The following is an 18,035-nucleotide window of genomic DNA, read 5'->3' as shown; positions in this document are numbered from 1 at the left end:
GATCACGGAGGCCGGATCTCGACCCGCCCGTCGCTCCCGCTCGCAAGCTCGCGGAAGCGGGGCTCGCTCGATCTCTTCGCGTTGTGACCCTGCTCGTTCCTCGCAGGGTCACAGGCTCAGACCTGCTCGTGCGACTCCACAGCGGCGACGATCCGCTCGATCGCCTCGTCGACCGGGATGCCGTTCTCCTGGTGGCCGTCGCGGTAGCGGAAGCTGACCGCGCCCTTCTCGACGTCCTCGCCACCGGCGATCAGCATGAACGGGATCTTCTGGAGCTGGGCGTTGCGGATCTTCTTCTGGAAGCGGTCGTCGGACTCGTCGACCTCGACCCGGATGCCCTTGGCCTTCAGCTTGGCGGCGACCTCGTAGAGGTAGTCGTCGAACGCGTCGGCGACCGGGATCCCGACGACCTGTACGGGGGCGAGCCACGGCGGCATGGCTCCGGCGTAGTGCTCGACCAGCACGCCCAGGAACCGCTCGATCGAACCGAACTTCGCCGAGTGGATCATCACCGGCTGCTGGCGGGTGCCGTCGGCAGCCTGGTACTCCAGGTTGAACCGGTCTGCGGCGGGCTGGTTGAAGTCGTACTGGACCGTGCCCATCTGCCAGGTCCGGCCGATGGCGTCCTTGGTCTGGACGGAGATCTTCGGCCCGTAGAAGGCCGCACCGCCCGGGTCGGGCACGAGGTCGAGACCGGTCTCGGTCGCGACGTCCTCGAGGATCTTCGTGGCCTCGGCCCAGTCCTCGTCGCTGCCGACGAACTTGTCCTTGTTGGAGTCGTCGCGGGTCGACATCTCCAGGTAGAAGTCGTCGAGACCGAAGTCCTTGAGCACGGTCAGCATGAAGTCGAGCAGGTGCTTGACCTCGGCCGGCGCCTGCTCCTTGGTGCAGTAGGAGTGGGAGTCGTCCTGAGCGAAGCCGCGCACGCGGGTCAGCCCGTGGATGACGCCCGACTTCTCGTTGCGGTAGACCGACCCGAACTCGAACAGTCGCAGCGGCAGCTCACGGTAGGAGCGCCCGCGCGAACGGAAGATCAGGTTGTGCATCGGGCAGTTCATCGCCTTGAGGCGGTAGTCCTGGCCGTCCACGTCCAGCGCCGGGAACATGCCGTCGCCGTAGTAGGGCAGATGGCCCGAGGTGTGGAAGAGCTGCTCACGCGCGATGTGCGGGGTGCCGACGTACTCGAAGCCGTGCTCGATGTGCTTGGCGCGTACGTAGTCCTCCATCTCCCGCTTGATGATCCCGCCCTTGGGGTGGAAGACCGGGAGGCCGGAGCCGATCTCGTCGGGGAAGGAGAACAGGTCGAGCTCGCGGCCGAGCTTGCGGTGGTCGCGGCGCTCGGCCTCCTCGATCCGGGCCAGGTGGGCGTCGAGCGCCTCCTTGGACTCCCAGGCGGTACCGTAGATGCGCTGGAGCTGCTTGTTCTTCTCGTCGCCGCGCCAGTACGCCGCCGCGCTACGCATCAGCTTGAAGGCCGGGATCCGCTTGGTGGTCGGCAGGTGCGGGCCGCGGCACAGGTCCTTCCACGCGATCTCGCCGTTGCGGTCGAGGTTGTCGTAGATGGTCAGCTCGCCGCCGCCGACCTCGGCGCTGGCCCCTTCGGCGGCGTCGGCAGCCGAGCCCTTGAGGCCGATCAGCTCGAGCTTGTAGGGCTCGTCGGCCAGCTCGACGCGGGCGTCGTCGTCGGTGGTGACCCGGCGGGAGAACTTCTGGTTGGCCTTGATGATCTTCTTCATCCGGGACTCGATCTTGTCGAGGTCATCCGGGTGGAACGGGGTCTCGACGTCGAAGTCGTAGTAGAACCCGTCGGTGATCGGCGGTCCGATGCCGAGCTTGGCCTCCGGGAAGAGCTCCTGCACCGCCTGCGCCATCACGTGCGCGGTCGAGTGGCGCAGGATGTCGTGGCCGTCCTTGGAGTCGATCAGAACGCCCTCGACGGCGTCGCCGTCGACCAGCTCGTAGGCGAGGTCCTTCAGGTCCTGCCCGACCCTGGCCGCGATCACGTCGGGGTTGTCCGCGAAGAGCTCCCACGCCTTCGTGCCCGTAGTGACCGCCCGTTCCTCGCGCCCGTCGGGGGTGAGTACGGCGATCTTGATCTCGGACACGGATGCTCCTGTGGGTTCCAGTGGTGTGTGGACCGCGATGCTCGCGCGGCGTTCCGATCGTATCCGCCGCCGGCGGCGGACTGCGAATGGGTGAACCCGTGTCAGATACGGTCGTGGGACAGGCGCGCAGCGGCCCGGACGGTGCCGAGTCCTCGACCCGGTCGACGAGAACCCGTGGGGGCATGCGGCTAGAATTCCGAGCCTCGATCGACGTCCATCCCAGTCCTTGATGTGAAAGGCCTCGTGCTCCCCACCACCGGCCCCAAGTCCCGTCTCATCGACCCTTCTCGCCGGGTGCGCCGGTTACAGCGGCTCACGTCGGCGGCGACCGTCCTGATCACCTTGGGTCTCGGCGCCCTGGCGATGCTGTTCCCAGCCACCGTCGTGGCGCAGCACGCGGCCGACCGGTGGAACAGCGGGCAGTGGGCGGAGGTGAGCGTGGTGGAGCGGTGCGAGTTCGACGGCGGCACCGGCGAGATCACCTCTTGCCGTGGCCAGTGGCGCGTCGACGGCGAGCGGGTCACCGGAAGCATCCACGGCACCCTCCGCGACATCGGGCGCGACCCCGACCCGTCGAAGGCGACCTTCCGGATGTGGGTGGTCGACTCAGACGCCTACGGAGAGCATGCGATCAACCCATGGCCGGCCCGCATCCTCGGGATGGGCCGGGACCCGGTGCTCTGGGGCGGGATCGCTCTCACGGTGCTCGGACTGGTGGTGCTGCCGAGGCGGCGAGCGTGGCTGCGTACGCCTGGCGAGGAGACGCTCACCGAGGACCTCGGCATCCGGCTGAGCACCCACCCCGCGCACGGACGGGCGTGGCTGGCACCGGTCGGGCTGGTCCTCGGACCGGCGCTCATCGCGTTCGGGGCCTGGGTAGCCACTCGGCCGAATCTGCCGATGGTGCTCGTGCTGGCCGGGGGTCTGGTTGCGCTCGCCGGGCTGATCCTCGGGTTCCGGCTGGCCTGGCTCGGGCTGCAGCGCCCGGTCGCGGTCGACCTCGGGCTCTATGAAGGCGGCCTGGTCCTGGAGTACGCCCGCCACACCGACGTCATCCTCTGGGAGGACGTGATCAGCATCGACACCGGTGTCGTCGACGAGCGCAAGGCCAACCCGCGCATCGACGTCACGCTGCACCTGGTCACCGGCGCCGCGCTTCGGCTGCCGCGCGTCGACCACCAGCACTCGTTCACCGCTCACCTGCACCGGATCTCGTCCGCCGGATCGCTGCCGACTGGTTGAGACCGGGTGCGGACGGGGTGAGGTAGCGTCGGCGTCGATGAACCAGATGCGCGCAACCGTGGTCCACAAGGGTGAGCTCTCCGTGCGGTCGGTCCCGCGTCCCGAACCCGGGCCGGGACAGCTGCTGATCAAGGTGCTGCGCGCCGGGATCTGCGGCTCCGACCTGCACGTCCGAGAGCACGCCGAGGAGCTCAACGAGGTGGTCACCGAGATCGGCTACACCACCGCGATGACGCCGGATCAGGAGATCGTGCTGGGCCATGAGCTCCTCGGCGAGGTGGTGGCCTACGGCCCGGAGACCCGCGGTCGCTGGGAGCCGGGCACGTCGGTGACGGCGCTGCCGGTGCTGCGTACGGACGGGGCGGTCCACATGGTCGGCTTCGACGTCGACTCCCCCGGCGGTTTCGCGGAGTACTGCGTCGTCCAGGAGGCCTTCACCTTCCCGGTGCCCGACGGCGTCTCGCCCGACCAGGCCGTGTTCACCGAGCCGCTGGCGGTCGCCTTCCACGCCGTACGCCGGGGCGCAGTCTCGGCACGACGGCCGGCCGTCGTCATCGGCTGCGGTCCGATCGGGCTGGCCGTCATCCTCATGCTCAAGGCGCAGGGGGTGAAGACGGTGGTCGCCTCCGACCTCTCCCCCGCGCGGCGCGCGCTCGCGGTGAAGTGCGGTGCCGACGTGGTCGTCGACCCGCGCGAGTCCTCGCCGTGGGACGCCTACAAGCAGCGCGGTCCGGTCAGCTCGCTGACAGACTACCTGGGCTTCGGGATCGACGCGATGCAGGTCGTACGCCGCATCCCGCTGCTCCCCTGGGAGACGGTGCTGCTCAACGCCGACCGCCTCGGTCAGTCGCCGACCGGTCCGGTCGTCTTCGAGTGCGTCGGAGTGCCGGGGATGCTCGAGCAGATCATGACCGCGGCGCCGCTGCACACGCGCGTCGTGGTCGTCGGGGTGTGCATGGAGCCGGACACGATTCGGCCCGCGATCGCGATCCACAAGGAGATCGACCTGCGGTTCGTGTTCGGCTACGACCCCGCGGAGTTCGCGCGCACGCTGGAGCTCATCGCCGGCGGGAAGGTAGACCCCTCGCCGCTGCACACCGGCACCGTCGGTCTCGACGGCGTCGCCCAGGCCTTCTCGGACCTGGCCGACCCGGAGACGCACGCGAAGATCCTCGTCGATCCGTGGACGTGACCCGAGACACGGCACCGACGATTCTGGTGGATGGATCACCTACCGGTAGTATCTGATCCATCAGCGGCCCGTTCCGGTCTTGCCCCCGGCCGCTCTCGCCGAACCCTTGGACTCGGTAACTCATTATGGCGAGACACCTCGCTTGAAAAGTTGACTCCTTGTCTCAGCAGTCCTTCAGCGCGCTCGGCGTGCCCGCAGACCTCACCGCCGTCCTCGATCACCACGGCATCACCACCCCCACCCCGATCCAGGCCGCGACCCTGCCGGACTCCCTCGCCGGGCGCGACGTGCTCGGTCGTGGGCGGACCGGCTCGGGCAAGACGTACGCCTTCCTGCTGCCGCTCGTCGCCCGCCTCGCGGGTGGCGCCAAGGCGAAGTCCGGCAAGCCGCGGGCGCTCGTGCTCGCCCCGACCCGTGAGCTGGTCCGTCAGATCGAGGAGTCGCTGCGGCCGCTCGCCGCGGAGGCCGGCCTGAGCGTGCAGACCGTCTTCGGTGGTGTCGGGCAGAACCCGCAGGTCATCGGCCTGCGCAAGGGTGCCGACGTCGTCCTCGCCTGCCCCGGCCGGCTCGAGGACCTGATCGCGCAGCGTCACGCCGACCTGTCCTCGATCGAGGTCACCGTCCTGGACGAGGCCGACCACATGGCCGACCTCGGCTTCCTGCCCGCCGTGCGGCGCCTGCTGACGATGACGCCGAAGGGCAGCCAGCGCCTCCTGTTCAGCGCCACGCTCGACAAGGGCGTCAACGTGCTGGTCAAGCAGTTCCTCCAGCAGCCGGTCGTCCACGAGGCCGACTCCGCGCAGTCGCCGGTGGCCGAGATGGAGCACCACGTACTCCACCTCTCCGCCCGTGAGCACCGCATCCCGGTGCTCGCCGACCTTGCCGCCGCTCCCGGCCGCACCGTCGTCTTCACCCGCACCAAGCACGGCGCCAAGGGCGTCGCCCGCCAGCTCGGCCGCGCCGGCATCCCGGCCGTCGAGCTCCACGGCGATCTCTCCCAGAACGCCCGGGTGCGCAACCTGGAGGCCTTCCACTCGGGCCGGGCGACCACCCTGGTGGCCACCGACATCGCCGCCCGCGGCATCCACGTCGACGACGTCACCCTCGTCGTCCACGCCGACCCGCCCGCCGAGCACAAGGCCTACCTGCACCGCTCCGGCCGTACGGCCCGCGCCGGCGCCTCCGGCACCGTGGTCACCCTGATGCTGCCCGACCAGGTCAAGGACGTCCGTACGCTCACCCGCGCCGCCGGGATCAAGCCGACCACCACCCGTCTCGACGGCCCCTCGCACCCGATCCTGGTCGAGCTGGCTCCCGGCGAGCGCACCCGGCCCGGCCCGTTCGTGCCGGTCGTCGCCCAGCCCCCGCGCCGCCCCGCCGGCGAGGGCACCGGCAACCGGAAGAGCCGCCCCGGCTCGCGCGCCCGCAAGCGTCAGCGCGCCACCGGCAGCCGCTGACCCCAACTCCGACTCGAGACTGAGGACGGCGCCCGACCCTGGAACTAGGGTGGCCGGGTGAATGTGCACGACGACGGCTCCTCCGGCCGGCTGGCGACCTTCTTCGCGACCGACGACGACTGGGAGCGGGAAGGCTCGATCACGCTCGGCGACTGGCTGGTCGGCGCGGTCGTGCTGGTCGCGAGCCTGGTCACCCTGGAGCTGATCCGAGGAGTCGGGACGCTCGACTCCAGCGACGCACCGACCTGGGTCGAGTGGACGGCGGTGGTGATCGGCGCGGCGCTGCTCGTCTTCAGGCGGCGCTTCCCGCTCACGATCGCGCTCCTGGCAGGGCTGCACATGTTCGTCACCGGGGTGTGGCTCCCGACCGTGATGGGGCTGCTGCCGATGCAGATCATCTACTTCGTCGCCTTCTTCGCCGGAGCCGCCTGGGCACGGCGCCGACGGGACATGGTGGTCGTGATGGGGCTGATCACCCTGTTCATGTTCGCCTGGCTCTCCTGGCAGTTCGCGGTCGGCAGCGGCATCGACGAGATCCGGGAGTCGACCGCCGACGCGGAGGGCTCCTCGCTCATCGGGCCGGTGACCGCCTACGTACTGCTCACCACCTTGATGAACCTGCTCTACTTCGCCGGTGCGATCGTCGGCGGCCAGGTCGCCTGGCGGGGCGCACGGCAGAAGGCCGAGCTCGCCGAGCAGGCCGCGACCATCGCCGCCCAGTCCGGGCAGCTGCAGCGCCGCGCCGTGATCGACGAGCGGCTGCGGATCGCCCGTGAGCTGCACGACGTCGTCGCCCACCATGTCGCGGTCGTGGGCGTCCAGGCCGCCGCCGGGCGCAAGCTGCTCGAACGCGGGCGTCCCGATGACATCGAGGGCGCCGCCGAGGCGCTCGGCAACGTCGAGGCATCCGCGCGCGAGGGCGTCACCCAGATGCGCTCGCTGCTCGGCACGCTGCGCGACCCGGCCGGCGACGAGGAGACCGAGGGCCCGGAGGTACGCCGTCCCGAGCCGCGCCTCGAGGACCTGCCCGCGCTCCTGGACGAGGTGCGCGAGAGCGGGCTGCAGGTCGACTACGAGGCCGTCGGGCCGGTCGAGGACCTCTCGGTTCCGCTGGCGCACTCGGTCTACCGGATCGTCCAGGAGGCGCTGGCCAACGTACGCCGCCACTCCACCGCCGACCGCGCCCAGGTCGTGCTCCGCGTCGACCGCGCGGCGGCCGCGCCGTACGCCGAGGTCGAGATCACCGACAACGGCCGGCCTCGGCACGGCACCTCCGGCAGCGGCCTGGGTCTGCTGGGCGTACGCGAACGCGCGGCCGTCCGGAAGGCGGAGGTCGACATCGGGCCCAGAGCGGTGCAGGGGTTCCGGGTCCGGGTGCGGTTCCCGCTCGACTCCCTCGTCACGTCGGCGGGAGCGGCGCGATGATCCGGGTGCTGCTCGCCGACGACCAGCAGCTGGTGCGCTCGGGGTTTCGTCTCATCCTCTCGATGGAGGACGACATCTCGGTGGTCGGTGAGGCCTCCGACGGCGCCGACGCGATCGCGAAGGCGCGCGAGCTGCGGCCCGACGTGGTGCTGATGGACGTACAGATGCCCGGCACCGACGGCATCGAGGCGACACGGACGGTGGTCGCCGAGGGGCACGCCAAGGTGATCATCCTGACCACCTTCGACCGCGACGACTACCTCTTCGACGCGCTCGCCGCCGGCGCGAGCGGCTTCCTGCTCAAGAACGCCGACCCCGACTCCCTGGCCGAGGCGGTGCGGGCCGCCGCCGATGGGCATGCGCTGCTCGCCCCGGAGGTCACGATGCGCGTGATCGGCCGGGTGACCAGCGACAACGCCCCGTCGGCGCCGAGACCGAAGCCGCCCCGGGAGCTCGACCTGCTCACCGCCCGCGAGCGGGAGGTGCTGCTGCTCATCGGCGAGGGATTGAGCAACAACGAGATCGCCCGCCGGCTGTTCCTCACCGAGGCCACCGTGAAGACCCACGTGTCGGCCTGCCTGGCCAAGCTGCAGCTGCGCGACCGGGTGCAGACCGTGGTCTTCATCCACCGTCACGGCCTGCTCCCCGCCGGCCCGCCCAACGGGTGAGTTCGAGCTCATCCTCGCGACGGATCCGCCCGGCGCGGCGCTGAAATAGCGTGGGTCTCGTTCGTTTCCAACGCAGAGGAGATTCGATGCTCGAGGTCAGCGGGCTGACCCGCCGCTTCGGCGAGATGGTCGCCGTCGACGACGTGTCCTTCCCGGTCCCGTCCGGTGGGCTCACCGGGTTCGTGGGCGGCAACGGTGCCGGGAAGACCACCACCATGCGGATGATCATGGGGGTGCTGGCCGCGCACGCCGGGACGGTCTCCTGGCAGGGGCACAAGGTCGCCCGCGAGGACCGGCGGCGGTTCGGCTACATGCCCGAGGAGCGCGGCCTCTACCCGAAGCAGCCGATCCTGGACCAGCTGGTCTATCTGGCGCGGCTGCGCGGCATGCCCACCGCCGACGCGCGCCGGGAGATCACCGTGCTGCTGGAGCGGTTCGGACTCGGCGGTCGCACCAAGGATCCGCTGGAGAAGCTGTCGCTGGGCAACCAGCAGCGGGTCCAGATCATCGCCGCGCTCGTCCCCGCGCCGATGGCGCTGATCCTCGACGAGCCGTTCTCCGGGCTCGATCCCGACGCCATCGACGCGATGGCGGACCTGCTGCGCGAGCATGCTCGCGACGGCGTACCCGTCGTCTTCTCCTCCCACCAGCTCGACCTCGTCGACCGGCTGTGCGACCGGCTGGTGGTGATGGCCCGCGGCCGGGTGGTCATCCAGGGTACGGGTGAGGAGCTGCGCGCCGACGCCGCGCTCCGCTACCGGCTCGTGCTCGACGGCGACGCCGGCTGGGTACGCGACCTGCCGGGGCTCCACGTCCGCGACGTCTCGGGCCCTGAGGCCGAGATCGAGGTCGTCTCCACCGGTGCCGAGCAGAAGCTGCTCACCGAGGCCACCAGCCGCGGCAACGTGCTCGACTTCCACCGCGTCGTACCCCGTCTGTCCGAGATCTACCGGGAGGTCACCGCATGACCACGTCGAACGCCCGGAGCCAGCCCGTGTGGCAGATCGTCGCGCGCCGCGAGATCGCGGTCCGCGCCACCGACAAGTCGACCCTGATCGGCACCGCGGTGATGCTCGCGGTGATCGTGGGCGTGCTCGGCTTCACCGCGTGGAGCGAGAGCCGTGAGAAGACCTACGACCTCGCCTACTCCACCACGGCCTCGCAGGCGATGGTCGAGGGCATCGCCGAGCGCGCCTCCGACATCGACGAGAAGGTACGCATCGTGCCGGTCGCCGTCGACGACGCGGACGCCGCCCGGCACGCGCTCGAGGAGGAGCAGGCCGACGCCTATCTGCGTCCGGCCACCGACGGCTGGACGCTGGTCACGCTCGAGGATGCCGACTCCGAGCTGCGTGACGTGGTCAGCCAGTCGGTCGAGGCGATCGTCCTGGCCGGCAACGCCGACGCGGCCGGCACGACCGCGACCGAGCTGACCGAGGGCTCGGCGGTCGGAGTCGAGCAGCTCGAGGGCGACAGCGAGCTGTCCGCGATCCGCTACGTCGTCGGGTACGCGCTCGCGATCGTCTTCTACTTCGCCTCGATCATGTTCGGCATGACCCTGGCCAACAGCGTCGTGGAGGAGAAGCAGTCGCGGATCGTGGAGATGATCGCCGCTGCCGTACCGCTGCGGCAGCTCCTCGCCGGCAAGATCATCGGCAACGCCGTCATCGCCGTCGGGCAGATGCTGATCTATGTGGCCGTCGGACTCGTCGGGCTGAGCCTGACCGACTTCAGCTTCGCCCTGCCGGCCCTGTCCGGTGCGATCGGCTGGTTCGTGGTCTTCTTCCTGATCGGCTTCGTGGTGCTCTCGACCCTGTGGGCGGTCGCGGGCGCGCTCGCCTCCCGCACCGAGGACCTGCAGTCCTCCTCCACCCCGATCACGATGCTGCTCATGGTCATGTTCTTCGGCGCCCTCTACCTCGACGGAGTCGGGGAGCAGATCGGCTCGTACGTTCCGCCGCTCTCGGCCGTGCTCATGCCGATGCGCCTGGTCGAGGGCACCGCGGCCTGGTGGGAGCCGATCATCGCCGTGATCCTGCTCCTCGCCTTCGGCGTCGCCCTGGTACGCCTCGCCGAGCGTCTCTACAGCCGCGCCCTGCTCCAGACCGGCGGCCAGCTCTCCCTCAAGGCCGCCTGGCGCCTGGAGGAGTAGCCGAGCCGTCGCCCCCGTCGGCCGAGACGTCACTTGCGTCGGCCGAGATGTCACCGCGGTGCCATCTCGCTTCGCGTGAGTGACTTCTCGCCCGACGTACCTGACTTCTCGGCATGATGGGGGCAGTCGACCTGAGGAGCATGGACATGGCCCGAGAGATCACCACCGTTGTGGAGGACATGCACTATCTGGAGTGCCCGCGGTGGCACCAGGACCGGATCTGGTTCGTGGACTTCTACTCCCACAAGGTCTACTCGGCCCAGGAGGACGGGTCCGATCTCCGGGTCGAGGCGGACGTGCCGGGGCAGCCGTCGGGGCTGGGCTGGCTCCCCGACGGGCACCTCCTGGTCGTCTCGATGCGCGACCGCCGGATCCTGCGCCGCGAGTCGGACGGTTCTTTGGTGACCCATGCCGACCTCAGCGGCCATGTCAGCCACCACCTCAACGACATGGTGGTGGACGAGCAGGGCAGGGCGTACGTCGGGAACTTCGGCTTCGACATCATGGCCGGCGCCGACGTGGCGCCGACGGTGCTGCTGCGGGTCGACCCGGACGGGACGGTGGCCGAGGTCGCCGACGACATGTGGTTCCCCAACGGCAGCGTGATCACCGACGACGGCACGCTGATCGTCGACGAGACCTGCGGCAACCGGATCAGCGCGTTCGACATCGCGGAGGACGGGTCGCTGAGCAACCGGCGGACCTGGGCGAAGTTCGGTGAGCTCAGCACGCACACCGCGTTCGCGGAGGCGATGGGCGATGCCGTGCTCGCGCCCGACGGCTGCTGCCTGGACGCCGAGGGCGCGGTGTGGACCGCCGACGCGGTCTTCGGACGTCTGGTCAGGGTCGCCGAGGGCGGCGAGATCCTCGAGCAGATCGAGCCGGGTGGCGGCGTCTTCGCCTGCATGCTGGGCGGCAGCGACGGCAGGACCCTGTACGTCTGTGCCGCTCCCGACTTCTTCGAGGAGCCGCGCAAGGCCAACACCGAGGCACGGCTGCTGGCCATCCGGGTCGATGTGCCCCGGGCGGGACGCCCCTAGTCCCGCTCGTCCTCAGCTCTGGACGTCAGGCGGCGGGCCGTCGAGGCGGCCGGCGCGGCTGCGGATCGGTACGGCGACGTGGAGCGCGTTGCTCTCGAGGGTGAAGTCGGTCGGCGTCTCGGTGACGATCTCGCCGTCGAGGTTGACCGGCATCGCCTCGTCGGTCGTGATCCGCACCGCCGAGGTGGTCACGTGGTGCACCTGGTCGTGCTCGATGAAGTGGCCGCTCCTGAGCAGCCGCGCGATGGAGACGTGGTCGCGCATACGGCCCCGGACGATGGCGTAGACGTCGAGGAGGTCGTCGTCCACCGAGGCGGTGGGCGAGACGGTGTTGCCGCCGCCGTAGTGACGGCCGTTGCCGACCGCGACCTGGAGCAGGTCGTCGAGCTCCACCGTGTCGTGGTCGCCCTCGGGGAACTCCAGCCGCGCGGTGAAGGGCCTGTGGTGGCGGTAGGCCTGCAGCGTCGCCACGGGGTAGGCCGCCGGCCCGATCAGCTTCTTCAGGCGCGGGTTCAGGGCCTCGGTCACCGCGACGGAGAGACCGAAGGAGGCGACGTTGAGGTAGGCGTGGCCGTTGGCACGCCCGATGTCGACGTTGATGACCTTCCCCTCGAGCATCTGCTCGACCGCGGTCTGCGGGTCCTGGTCGAGCTCGAGGGTGCGCGCGAAGTCGTTGGCGGTGCCGAGCGGCAGCACCGCCAGCACGACGTCGCTGCCGGCGATCCGGGCCGCGGCGGCACCCACCGACCCGTCGCCGCCGCCGATGACGAGCAGGTCGGGCATCTCGGCGGCCACCTTGTCGAGCGTGGCCTCCAGCTCCTCCCCCGAGTGGACTGCGTAGGAGTGCACGTCCTCGATCCCTGCGGACCGCAGCATCTCCTCCGACGACGCCAGCGCGTCCTGTCCCCGGCGCGAGCCGGCGTTGACGACGAGGGCGACCTTCACGGAGTCGCGCGACAACAGCGATTGCATATCCACATCAGGAGCGTACGCAGTCCACCTGAGTCCGCGCTGGCCCGTTCCTGTGCGTGGCCTGTGCGGCCGGCTACGGGCCCACGGTGCCGGGCGTGACCACCTCGGCGAAGACCCCGAACGCCGGCTCGCCGGCGCGGTTGAGCGGGCGGTGCGAGGCGAGCGTCTTCAGCAGACGTACGTCCCGCTCCCCCGTCTCCGGATGGCTGTCGATCACGGCGCAGCGTGGGATGGGTACGCCGATCCGGAGCGTCGCCCCGCCGACCCGGATCTCCCGGCCGAGCCAGGTCTCCTCGGCGTAGGGCTCGTCGGTCTCGACCACGAGGTTCGGCCGGAAGCGCGCGGCGTCCAAGGCGTCCGCCCCTACTTGGCCAGCGAGGTCGCGCAGGGACGCCGTGGTCACCACCGACACCGAACCGGCGAAGACCACGTCGCCGCGACGCGCACGGGCCAGCCGCACCGGCCGGCCGAGCCACCTCGAGAACAGCGCCGCGTGCGGGCCGCCGAGCAGCTCCAGCTCGACCTCCCTGCCCCAGTAGTCGCAGGTGAGCCGCTCGCCCGTCGCGCCCGGCTCCGCCGTGGCGGTCTCGCCGTGGGGCAGCTCGACCTCGAGCCGATCGCCGGCCAGGTCCGCCCGCACGGCGACCAGCGAGGGGTGCTGCACGGTCCGCAGCACCCGCCCGCGGGCCGGGGCGGTCTCGTCGACCGACACCAGCGCGAAACCGCGGTCTCCCACGACCCCCTGGGCGTCGAGCTCCACTCGGTCGTGGGGCAGGTGCCTGGTCCCCTTGATCGGCGCGAACCCCGCTCGCACGACCTTCAGCTCATCGATCACGGGGCCAGTCAACCAGCACTGCGAAAGGCCTTGGCACCCTCGGCCGCCAGCTCCGAATAGCCGGTCGTGCCTGCGCCGAGCAGCTCCTCCGCGGCCCGCTTGACCGCCCCGAGGGCGGCGAACGCGAACGCGCCACCGACAGAGATGCGCGCCGCGCCGACCTCGGCCAGCTCGGGAACCGACGGGCCGCCCGGCAGCAGCAGGACGTTGACCGGGCGGTCGACGGCATCGACCAGGCGGCGTACGTCCTCGACGGCGATGACGCCGGGAGCGAAGAGCACATCGGCGCCGGCGTCCTGATAGGCCAGGAGGCGGGCGATCGTGTCGTCCAGATCGTCGCGGCCACGGATGTGGTTCTCGGCCCGGGCGGTGAGGACGAACTGGTCACCAGCAGCCCCGGCCGCGGCGGCGACCCGCTCGGCGGCCTCCTCGATGGAGTAGATCGTGTCCTTCTCGTTCCCGGCGTAGTCCTCGATGGACCCGCCCGCCAGGCCGGCGGCGACGGCGAGCCGGAACGTCTCCTCGACCTCGGCCGTGGTGCTGGCGAAGCCCGCCTCCAGGTCGGCCGAGACGGGCACCTCGACCGCCTCGACCAGCGCGGTGGCGTGCGCGATCACCTCGTCGCGGGTGACCTGGCCGTCCAGACGGCCCAGGGTCGCGGCGTACCCGCTGCTGGTCGTGGCCAGCGCCGGAAAGCCCAGCGAGGCCAGGACCTTCGCCGAGCCGGCGTCCCAGGCGTTGGGCATCAGCAGCGGGCTTCCGGGGACGTGCAGCGACAAGAACTCATCGGCCTTCGACATGGCTGCACCATCCCACGACCGCCTGCTGAGCGCACGCGAGAATCCGACCTAGACTCATCGAACATGGGGCACGATCACGAACACATCTCACCCGCGGCGGACCGGCGCTACCTGATCGCCGCGATGTGGCTCCTGGGTGTGTTCCTGATCGGCGAGGTGACGGTCGCGATCCTCGCCGACTCGCTCGCGCTGCTGGCCGACGCCGGCCACATGCTGACCGACGTCGGCGCGATCGCGGCGGCGCTGTGGGCGATGCGGCTGGCGGCGCGGCCGGCGCACGGCCAGTGGACCTACGGCTGGAAGCGCGCCGAGATCCTCTCCGCGGCGCTCAACGGCATCACCCTGCTGGTCTTCGCCGCGGTCGTCGGCGTGGAGGCGATCCGGCGCCTGATCGACCCGCCCGACGCCGAGGGCTGGCCGATGCTCGTGGTCGCGCTCGTCGGCTGCGGCGTCAATATCCTCGCGGCCGCCCTGATGGCGCGCGCCAACCGCACCTCGCTCAACGTCGAGGGCGCCTACCAGCACGTCCTCTCCGACCTCTACGGCTTCATCGGCACCCTCGTCGCCGCGGTCGTCATCCTGCTCACCGGCTGGACCCGGGCGGACCCGGTCGCCTCGCTCGTGGTCGTCGCCCTGATGACGTACGCCGGGGTCTGTCTGCTCCGCGACAGCGGCCGGATCCTGCTCGAGGGTGCGCCGGCCGAGGTCGACGTCGAAGACCTGCGCCGGCACCTGCTCCAGGTCGACCATGTCGTCGAGGTGCACGACCTGCACGCCTGGACGGTCACCTCGGGCCTGCCCGCGGTCTCCGCCCACCTGACCCTGCTCCCGGAGTGCTTCCTCGACGGCAGCGCGCCGCAGGTCCTCGACCGGGTCCAGGCCTGCCTGGCCGGTCACTTCGACGTCGAGCACTCCACCTTCCAGCTCGAGCCCGAGACGCACCTGGCCCACGAGCCCGGGATGCACTGAGGCTCGCTGAGGTCAGGCCCGCGCGAGCGCGGTGAGAGCCGCCTCCCGCGCCTGCTCGATCGCGTCCTCGGCGACTCCGCACAGGCGCAGGCAGGCCGAGGCGATCGTGGCGACGGTCGTGCTGCCGACCCGGTCCTCGCGGCGGAGGCTGACCACGCTCTCGACCATCTGCACCAGGAGCTCGCCGAGCCCGGGCTCGCCACTGCTCGCCGAGACCCGCTCCCCCGCGGCGCGCTCCGCGACCCGGCTGTAGCCGGCGACGAGGTCACCGCGGAGATGGCCGTAGCGGTCGTAGACGGGCGAGGCGATGACGTCGGGCAGGCGGTAGAGCATGCCGATGTTGTAGGGCATGGCGACCAGCGCGCTCATGTCGCTGACGGCGAGGGCGTAGAGGCCGACGTCGGGCGTGACCGACCCCATCCCGGCCTCGATCTTCCCGGCCTGCTCGACCCGGTCCTGGACCGAGCGCTCGAGCAGCACCGCGAGGATCTCCTCCTTGCTGCCGAAGTGGTAGTAGATGGAGGCCTGTCTCAGCCCGGCACCGTCCGCGATCTCGCGGGTGGTGGTGCCGGCATAGCCGCGGCTCACGAAGAGCTCGGCAGCGGCAGCGAGGATCTGATCTCGGGGGTTCGCCGCGATCTTTCCGGGGAGCAGCCGTGGACGGCCGCGACCCGGGCGCGGCGAGATCTGTGACACCGTGGCATCGCCTTTTTCTGTCGTGCGATAGATAACATTGGAGAGGGTAAGTTTCGCACTCATATCGAAAGAGTCAAGCGCCCGAGCACGTGTCCGCCCTCGAACCGGTCAGTGCGTGAGCTTGAGCCCGACGACACAGCCGACGAGCGCGACGATCAGCACGACGCGTACGGGGCTGATCGCCTCGTCTCCCGCCACCATCGAGTAGCCGACGGTGAGCGCGGCGCCGATCCCGACCCAGACCGCGTAGGCAGTGCCGATCGGCAGGGTGCGCATCGCCATCGCGAGGCCCACCAGGCTGCCGATCAGGGCGACGCCGAAGACGATCGACGGGACCAGCCGCGAGAACCCCTCAGTTCGACCCAGGGCGAGCGCCCACACGGCCTCGAGGACACCGGATACCACAAGAAAAAGCCAGGACATGACCACTCCAGACGGCCGTCTTGTCGCGCTTCCGGGTACGGCTCCCTCGTCCGGCAGCCGGTCTCGGCTGACGTCTTCGACCTTAGCAAACCTGTCACACGATAGAAACTTCGCAGCAGCATGCAACGACGCGTTCTTCAGCGCGGGACTCAGCACCGATCGATGAGAGGATGCGCAGGTGACCTTCACCGTCGGCTTCGTCACCGGAGCCACCCCCGACAAGTGGGCCCGGATCTGGCGAGAGCGCAGCCGTGAGCGGCTCGAGCTGGTCCCGGTCACCGAGGAGGACCAGGAGCGGCTGCTGCGCGAGGGCGAGCTCGACATGTGCCTCGTACGCCTTCCCGTGGACCGCGACGGCCTCCACTGCATCCCGCTCTACGAGGAGCAGCCGGTCGCGGTGATGAGCCACGAGCACCTGCTCTCGCTGCTCGATGAGGTCACCCTCGACGACCTCGCCGAGGAGCAGCTCGTCCTCCCGGAGCGCGGGGGCTGGAAGCCGTCCGCGGAGCAGCTGAAGTGGCCTGCGATGAGCGAGAAGGATGCCGTCGAGACGGTCGCGGCCGGCACCGGGATCGCGATCCTGCCCATGTCGATCGCCCGCCTCTACCACCGCAAGGACGCCGTCTCCCGGCCGGTGACCGGCATCGAGCCCACGACCGTCGGCCTGGCCTGGCTGATCGACAACGACGACGAGCGGGTGCAGACCTTCATCGGCATCGTCCGCGGCCGCTCGCGGAACTCCTCTCGCCACTGAGGCCCCCGGCAAATGCCAGGGGGAACGCCTGGCGACATCTGCTCCGCCTGGATCCCATTCCGGGTGATCGCGGTCTACTGAGCGACCCGGGTCCGCGCGGGCCGCGCACACGCGGCAGACTTTCCCCCATGCTCGAACCGACCGACCTCTCCGCGCGCGCGATCGAGGCGCTGCGTACCACCTTCGGCGCCGAGGCAACAGTGGTCGGGAGGGCGCCGGGACGGGTCAACCTGATCGGCGAGCACACCGACTACAACGCCGGGCTGGTGCTGCCGGTCGCACTCCCCCACGCCACCTACGCCGCGGCCGCGCCGCGCACCGACGGCGTCATCCGGATCGCCACGGGCCAGGAGCCCGAGCTGTTCACCGGTCACATCGATGAGCTCGGTCCGGAGATCGAGGGCTGGCCCGCGTACGTCGCGGGAGTGCTCTGGACGCTGCGGGAGGCCGGCCTCGTCACCGGTGGCCTGGACATGCACCTGGAGTCGTCGGTCCCGCTCGGCGCGGGCCTGTCCTCGTCGGCGTCCGTCGAGTGCGCCACCGCGGTGGCGGCGCTCGGCATCGCCGGCCGGACCCTCGACGAGGACCTGCAGCGAGCGGTCGTCGCGGCCGGGATCCGGGCCGAGACCGAGGTCGCCAAGGCGCCGACCGGCGGGATGGACCAGTCGGTCGCGGTCTTCGCCGAGGCCGGCGGTGCGCTGCTGATCGACTTCGACTCCGGCGCGCACCGCAGCGTCCCGCTCGCCCTCGGCGAGCGCACGATCCTGGTCACCGACACCCGGGTCAAGCACCAGCTGACCGACGGCGGCTACGCCTCCCGACGTGCCCAGTGCGAGAAGGCCGCCGCCGACCTCGGGCTACGCTCGTTGCGCGGGGCCACCCTGGACCAGGTCGAGTCCCTCGACGACGAGGTCGTACGCCGCCGGGCGCGCCACATCGTCACCGAGATCGCCCGCGTCGAGCCGACCGTGACCGCGCTCGGCGGCGGCGACTGGGCCGCGATCGGTGAGCTCTTCGCCGCCTCGCACGCCTCGATGCGCGACGACTTCGAGATCTCCGTCCCCGAGCTCGACCTGGCCGTCGCGACCGCGGTCGACGCCGGTGCCGACGGTGCCCGGATGACCGGTGGCGGCTTCGGCGGATCGATCGTCTCGATCCTTCCCCGCGATGCGGTCGAGGCGGTCGGTGCCGCGATCGACAAGGCCTTCGCCGGGGCCGGCTACGGCGCCCCGGGCCACCTCATCGCCGAGCCGTCGGCGGGCGCGATGTTCACCGAGTTACCTCGGTGAGCATCCCGGCCCGCCC

General features: G+C 70.7%; 17 protein-coding genes and 1 riboswitch. Of the genes, 11 read left to right on the top strand and 6 right to left on the bottom strand.

Going from position 1 to position 18,035, the window contains the following annotated elements:
• Nucleotides 1-116: 116 nt before the first annotated feature.
• A complete protein-coding gene (gene thrS, locus ABT304_RS10270) occupies nt 117-2,105 on the bottom strand; it encodes a threonine--tRNA ligase (RefSeq protein WP_350714926.1) in 1,989 nt (662 codons plus the stop codon).
• A gap of 243 nt (nt 2,106-2,348) precedes the next feature.
• Here thrS and ABT304_RS10265 point away from each other — a divergent pair, with 243 nt between their 5' ends.
• The 8 genes from ABT304_RS10265 to ABT304_RS10230 all read left to right on the top strand — a co-directional run bounded on the left by ABT304_RS10265 (nt 2,349) and on the right by ABT304_RS10230 (nt 11,281).
• Entirely contained in the window at nt 2,349-3,347 is a 999-nt protein-coding gene (locus tag ABT304_RS10265) for a hypothetical protein (protein WP_350714925.1), read from the top strand.
• A gap of 37 nt (nt 3,348-3,384) precedes the next feature.
• Nucleotides 3,385-4,539 carry a zinc-binding dehydrogenase gene (locus ABT304_RS10260; RefSeq protein ID WP_350714923.1) on the top strand — a complete coding sequence of 385 codons (1,155 nt, stop codon included), beginning with the start codon at nt 3,385-3,387 and terminating at the stop codon, nt 4,537-4,539.
• 158 nt (nt 4,540-4,697) lie between these two features.
• Nucleotides 4,698-5,996, top strand: coding sequence for a DEAD/DEAH box helicase (locus ABT304_RS10255; protein ID WP_350714922.1), 1,299 nt, complete (start codon nt 4,698-4,700; stop codon nt 5,994-5,996).
• Between the two features lie 57 nt (nt 5,997-6,053).
• On the top strand, nt 6,054-7,421 hold the full coding sequence (locus ABT304_RS10250; protein ID WP_350714921.1) for a sensor histidine kinase: 1,368 nt from the start codon (nt 6,054-6,056) through the stop codon (nt 7,419-7,421).
• Nucleotides 7,418-8,089 carry a response regulator gene (locus ABT304_RS10245; protein ID WP_350714919.1) on the top strand — a complete coding sequence of 224 codons (672 nt, stop codon included), beginning with the start codon at nt 7,418-7,420 and terminating at the stop codon, nt 8,087-8,089. Before ABT304_RS10250 ends, ABT304_RS10245 begins: the two co-directional genes overlap by 4 nt.
• Before the next feature lie 86 nt (nt 8,090-8,175).
• Nucleotides 8,176-9,057 carry an ABC transporter ATP-binding protein gene (locus ABT304_RS10240; RefSeq protein WP_350714917.1) on the top strand — a complete coding sequence of 294 codons (882 nt, stop codon included), beginning with the start codon at nt 8,176-8,178 and terminating at the stop codon, nt 9,055-9,057.
• Entirely contained in the window at nt 9,054-10,241 is a 1,188-nt protein-coding gene (locus ABT304_RS10235; protein WP_350714915.1) for an ABC transporter permease, read from the top strand. The genes ABT304_RS10240 and ABT304_RS10235 overlap by 4 nt, the downstream gene beginning before the upstream one ends.
• 146 nt (nt 10,242-10,387) lie before the next feature.
• Nucleotides 10,388-11,281, top strand: a complete 894-nt coding sequence (locus ABT304_RS10230; RefSeq protein ID WP_350714913.1) for an SMP-30/gluconolactonase/LRE family protein — start codon at nt 10,388-10,390, stop codon at nt 11,279-11,281.
• Between the two features lie 12 nt (nt 11,282-11,293).
• Here the strand turns inward: ABT304_RS10230 and ABT304_RS10225 are convergent, their stop codons facing one another.
• From ABT304_RS10225 to ABT304_RS10215, 3 genes are all read right to left on the bottom strand, one after another.
• Nucleotides 11,294-12,253 carry a lipid kinase gene (locus ABT304_RS10225; RefSeq protein ID WP_350715097.1) on the bottom strand — a complete coding sequence of 320 codons (960 nt, stop codon included), beginning with the start codon at nt 12,251-12,253 and terminating at the stop codon, nt 11,294-11,296.
• A 73-nt stretch (nt 12,254-12,326) separates the two neighbouring features.
• Complete coding sequence (locus tag ABT304_RS10220) at nt 12,327-13,088, bottom strand: MOSC domain-containing protein (RefSeq protein ID WP_350714912.1); 762 nt, start codon at nt 13,086-13,088, stop codon at nt 12,327-12,329.
• 8 nt (nt 13,089-13,096) lie between these two features.
• Nucleotides 13,097-13,888, bottom strand: coding sequence for an isocitrate lyase/PEP mutase family protein (locus tag ABT304_RS10215; RefSeq protein ID WP_350714910.1), 792 nt, complete (start codon nt 13,886-13,888; stop codon nt 13,097-13,099).
• A gap of 63 nt (nt 13,889-13,951) precedes the next feature.
• Here ABT304_RS10215 and ABT304_RS10210 point away from each other — a divergent pair, with 63 nt between their 5' ends.
• The gene (locus tag ABT304_RS10210; RefSeq protein WP_350714908.1) at nt 13,952-14,857 is read left to right on the top strand and encodes a cation diffusion facilitator family transporter; all 906 of its coding nucleotides are present in this window, start codon (nt 13,952-13,954) and stop codon (nt 14,855-14,857) included.
• A gap of 12 nt (nt 14,858-14,869) precedes the next feature.
• Here ABT304_RS10210 and ABT304_RS10205 read toward each other — a convergent pair whose 3' ends face one another.
• Together ABT304_RS10205 and ABT304_RS10200 are read right to left on the bottom strand one after the other, a co-directional pair.
• Complete coding sequence (locus ABT304_RS10205) at nt 14,870-15,553, bottom strand: TetR/AcrR family transcriptional regulator (RefSeq protein ID WP_160022780.1); 684 nt, start codon at nt 15,551-15,553, stop codon at nt 14,870-14,872.
• A gap of 108 nt (nt 15,554-15,661) precedes the next feature.
• Nucleotides 15,662-15,976, bottom strand: a complete 315-nt coding sequence (locus ABT304_RS10200; RefSeq protein ID WP_160022778.1) for a DMT family transporter — start codon at nt 15,974-15,976, stop codon at nt 15,662-15,664.
• A 10-nt stretch (nt 15,977-15,986) separates the two neighbouring features.
• Nucleotides 15,987-16,050, bottom strand: a riboswitch (guanidine-III (ykkC-III) riboswitch).
• 104 nt (nt 16,051-16,154) lie between these two features.
• Between ABT304_RS10200 and ABT304_RS10195 the strand changes: the two genes are divergently transcribed.
• Together ABT304_RS10195 and galK are read left to right on the top strand one after the other, a co-directional pair.
• Nucleotides 16,155-16,730, top strand: coding sequence for a LysR family substrate-binding domain-containing protein (locus tag ABT304_RS10195; protein WP_350714906.1), 576 nt, complete (start codon nt 16,155-16,157; stop codon nt 16,728-16,730).
• Nucleotides 16,731-16,858: 128 nt separating this feature from the next.
• Entirely contained in the window at nt 16,859-18,019 is a 1,161-nt protein-coding gene (gene galK / locus ABT304_RS10190) for a galactokinase (RefSeq protein WP_350714904.1), read from the top strand.
• Nucleotides 18,020-18,035: the final 16 nt, after the last annotated feature.

It is taken from the genome of Nocardioides sp. NPDC000445 (assembly GCF_040300245.1).
GTDB lineage: Bacteria > Actinomycetota > Actinomycetes > Propionibacteriales > Nocardioidaceae > Nocardioides.
This window is presented reverse-complemented; position numbering and strand designations above follow the sequence as displayed.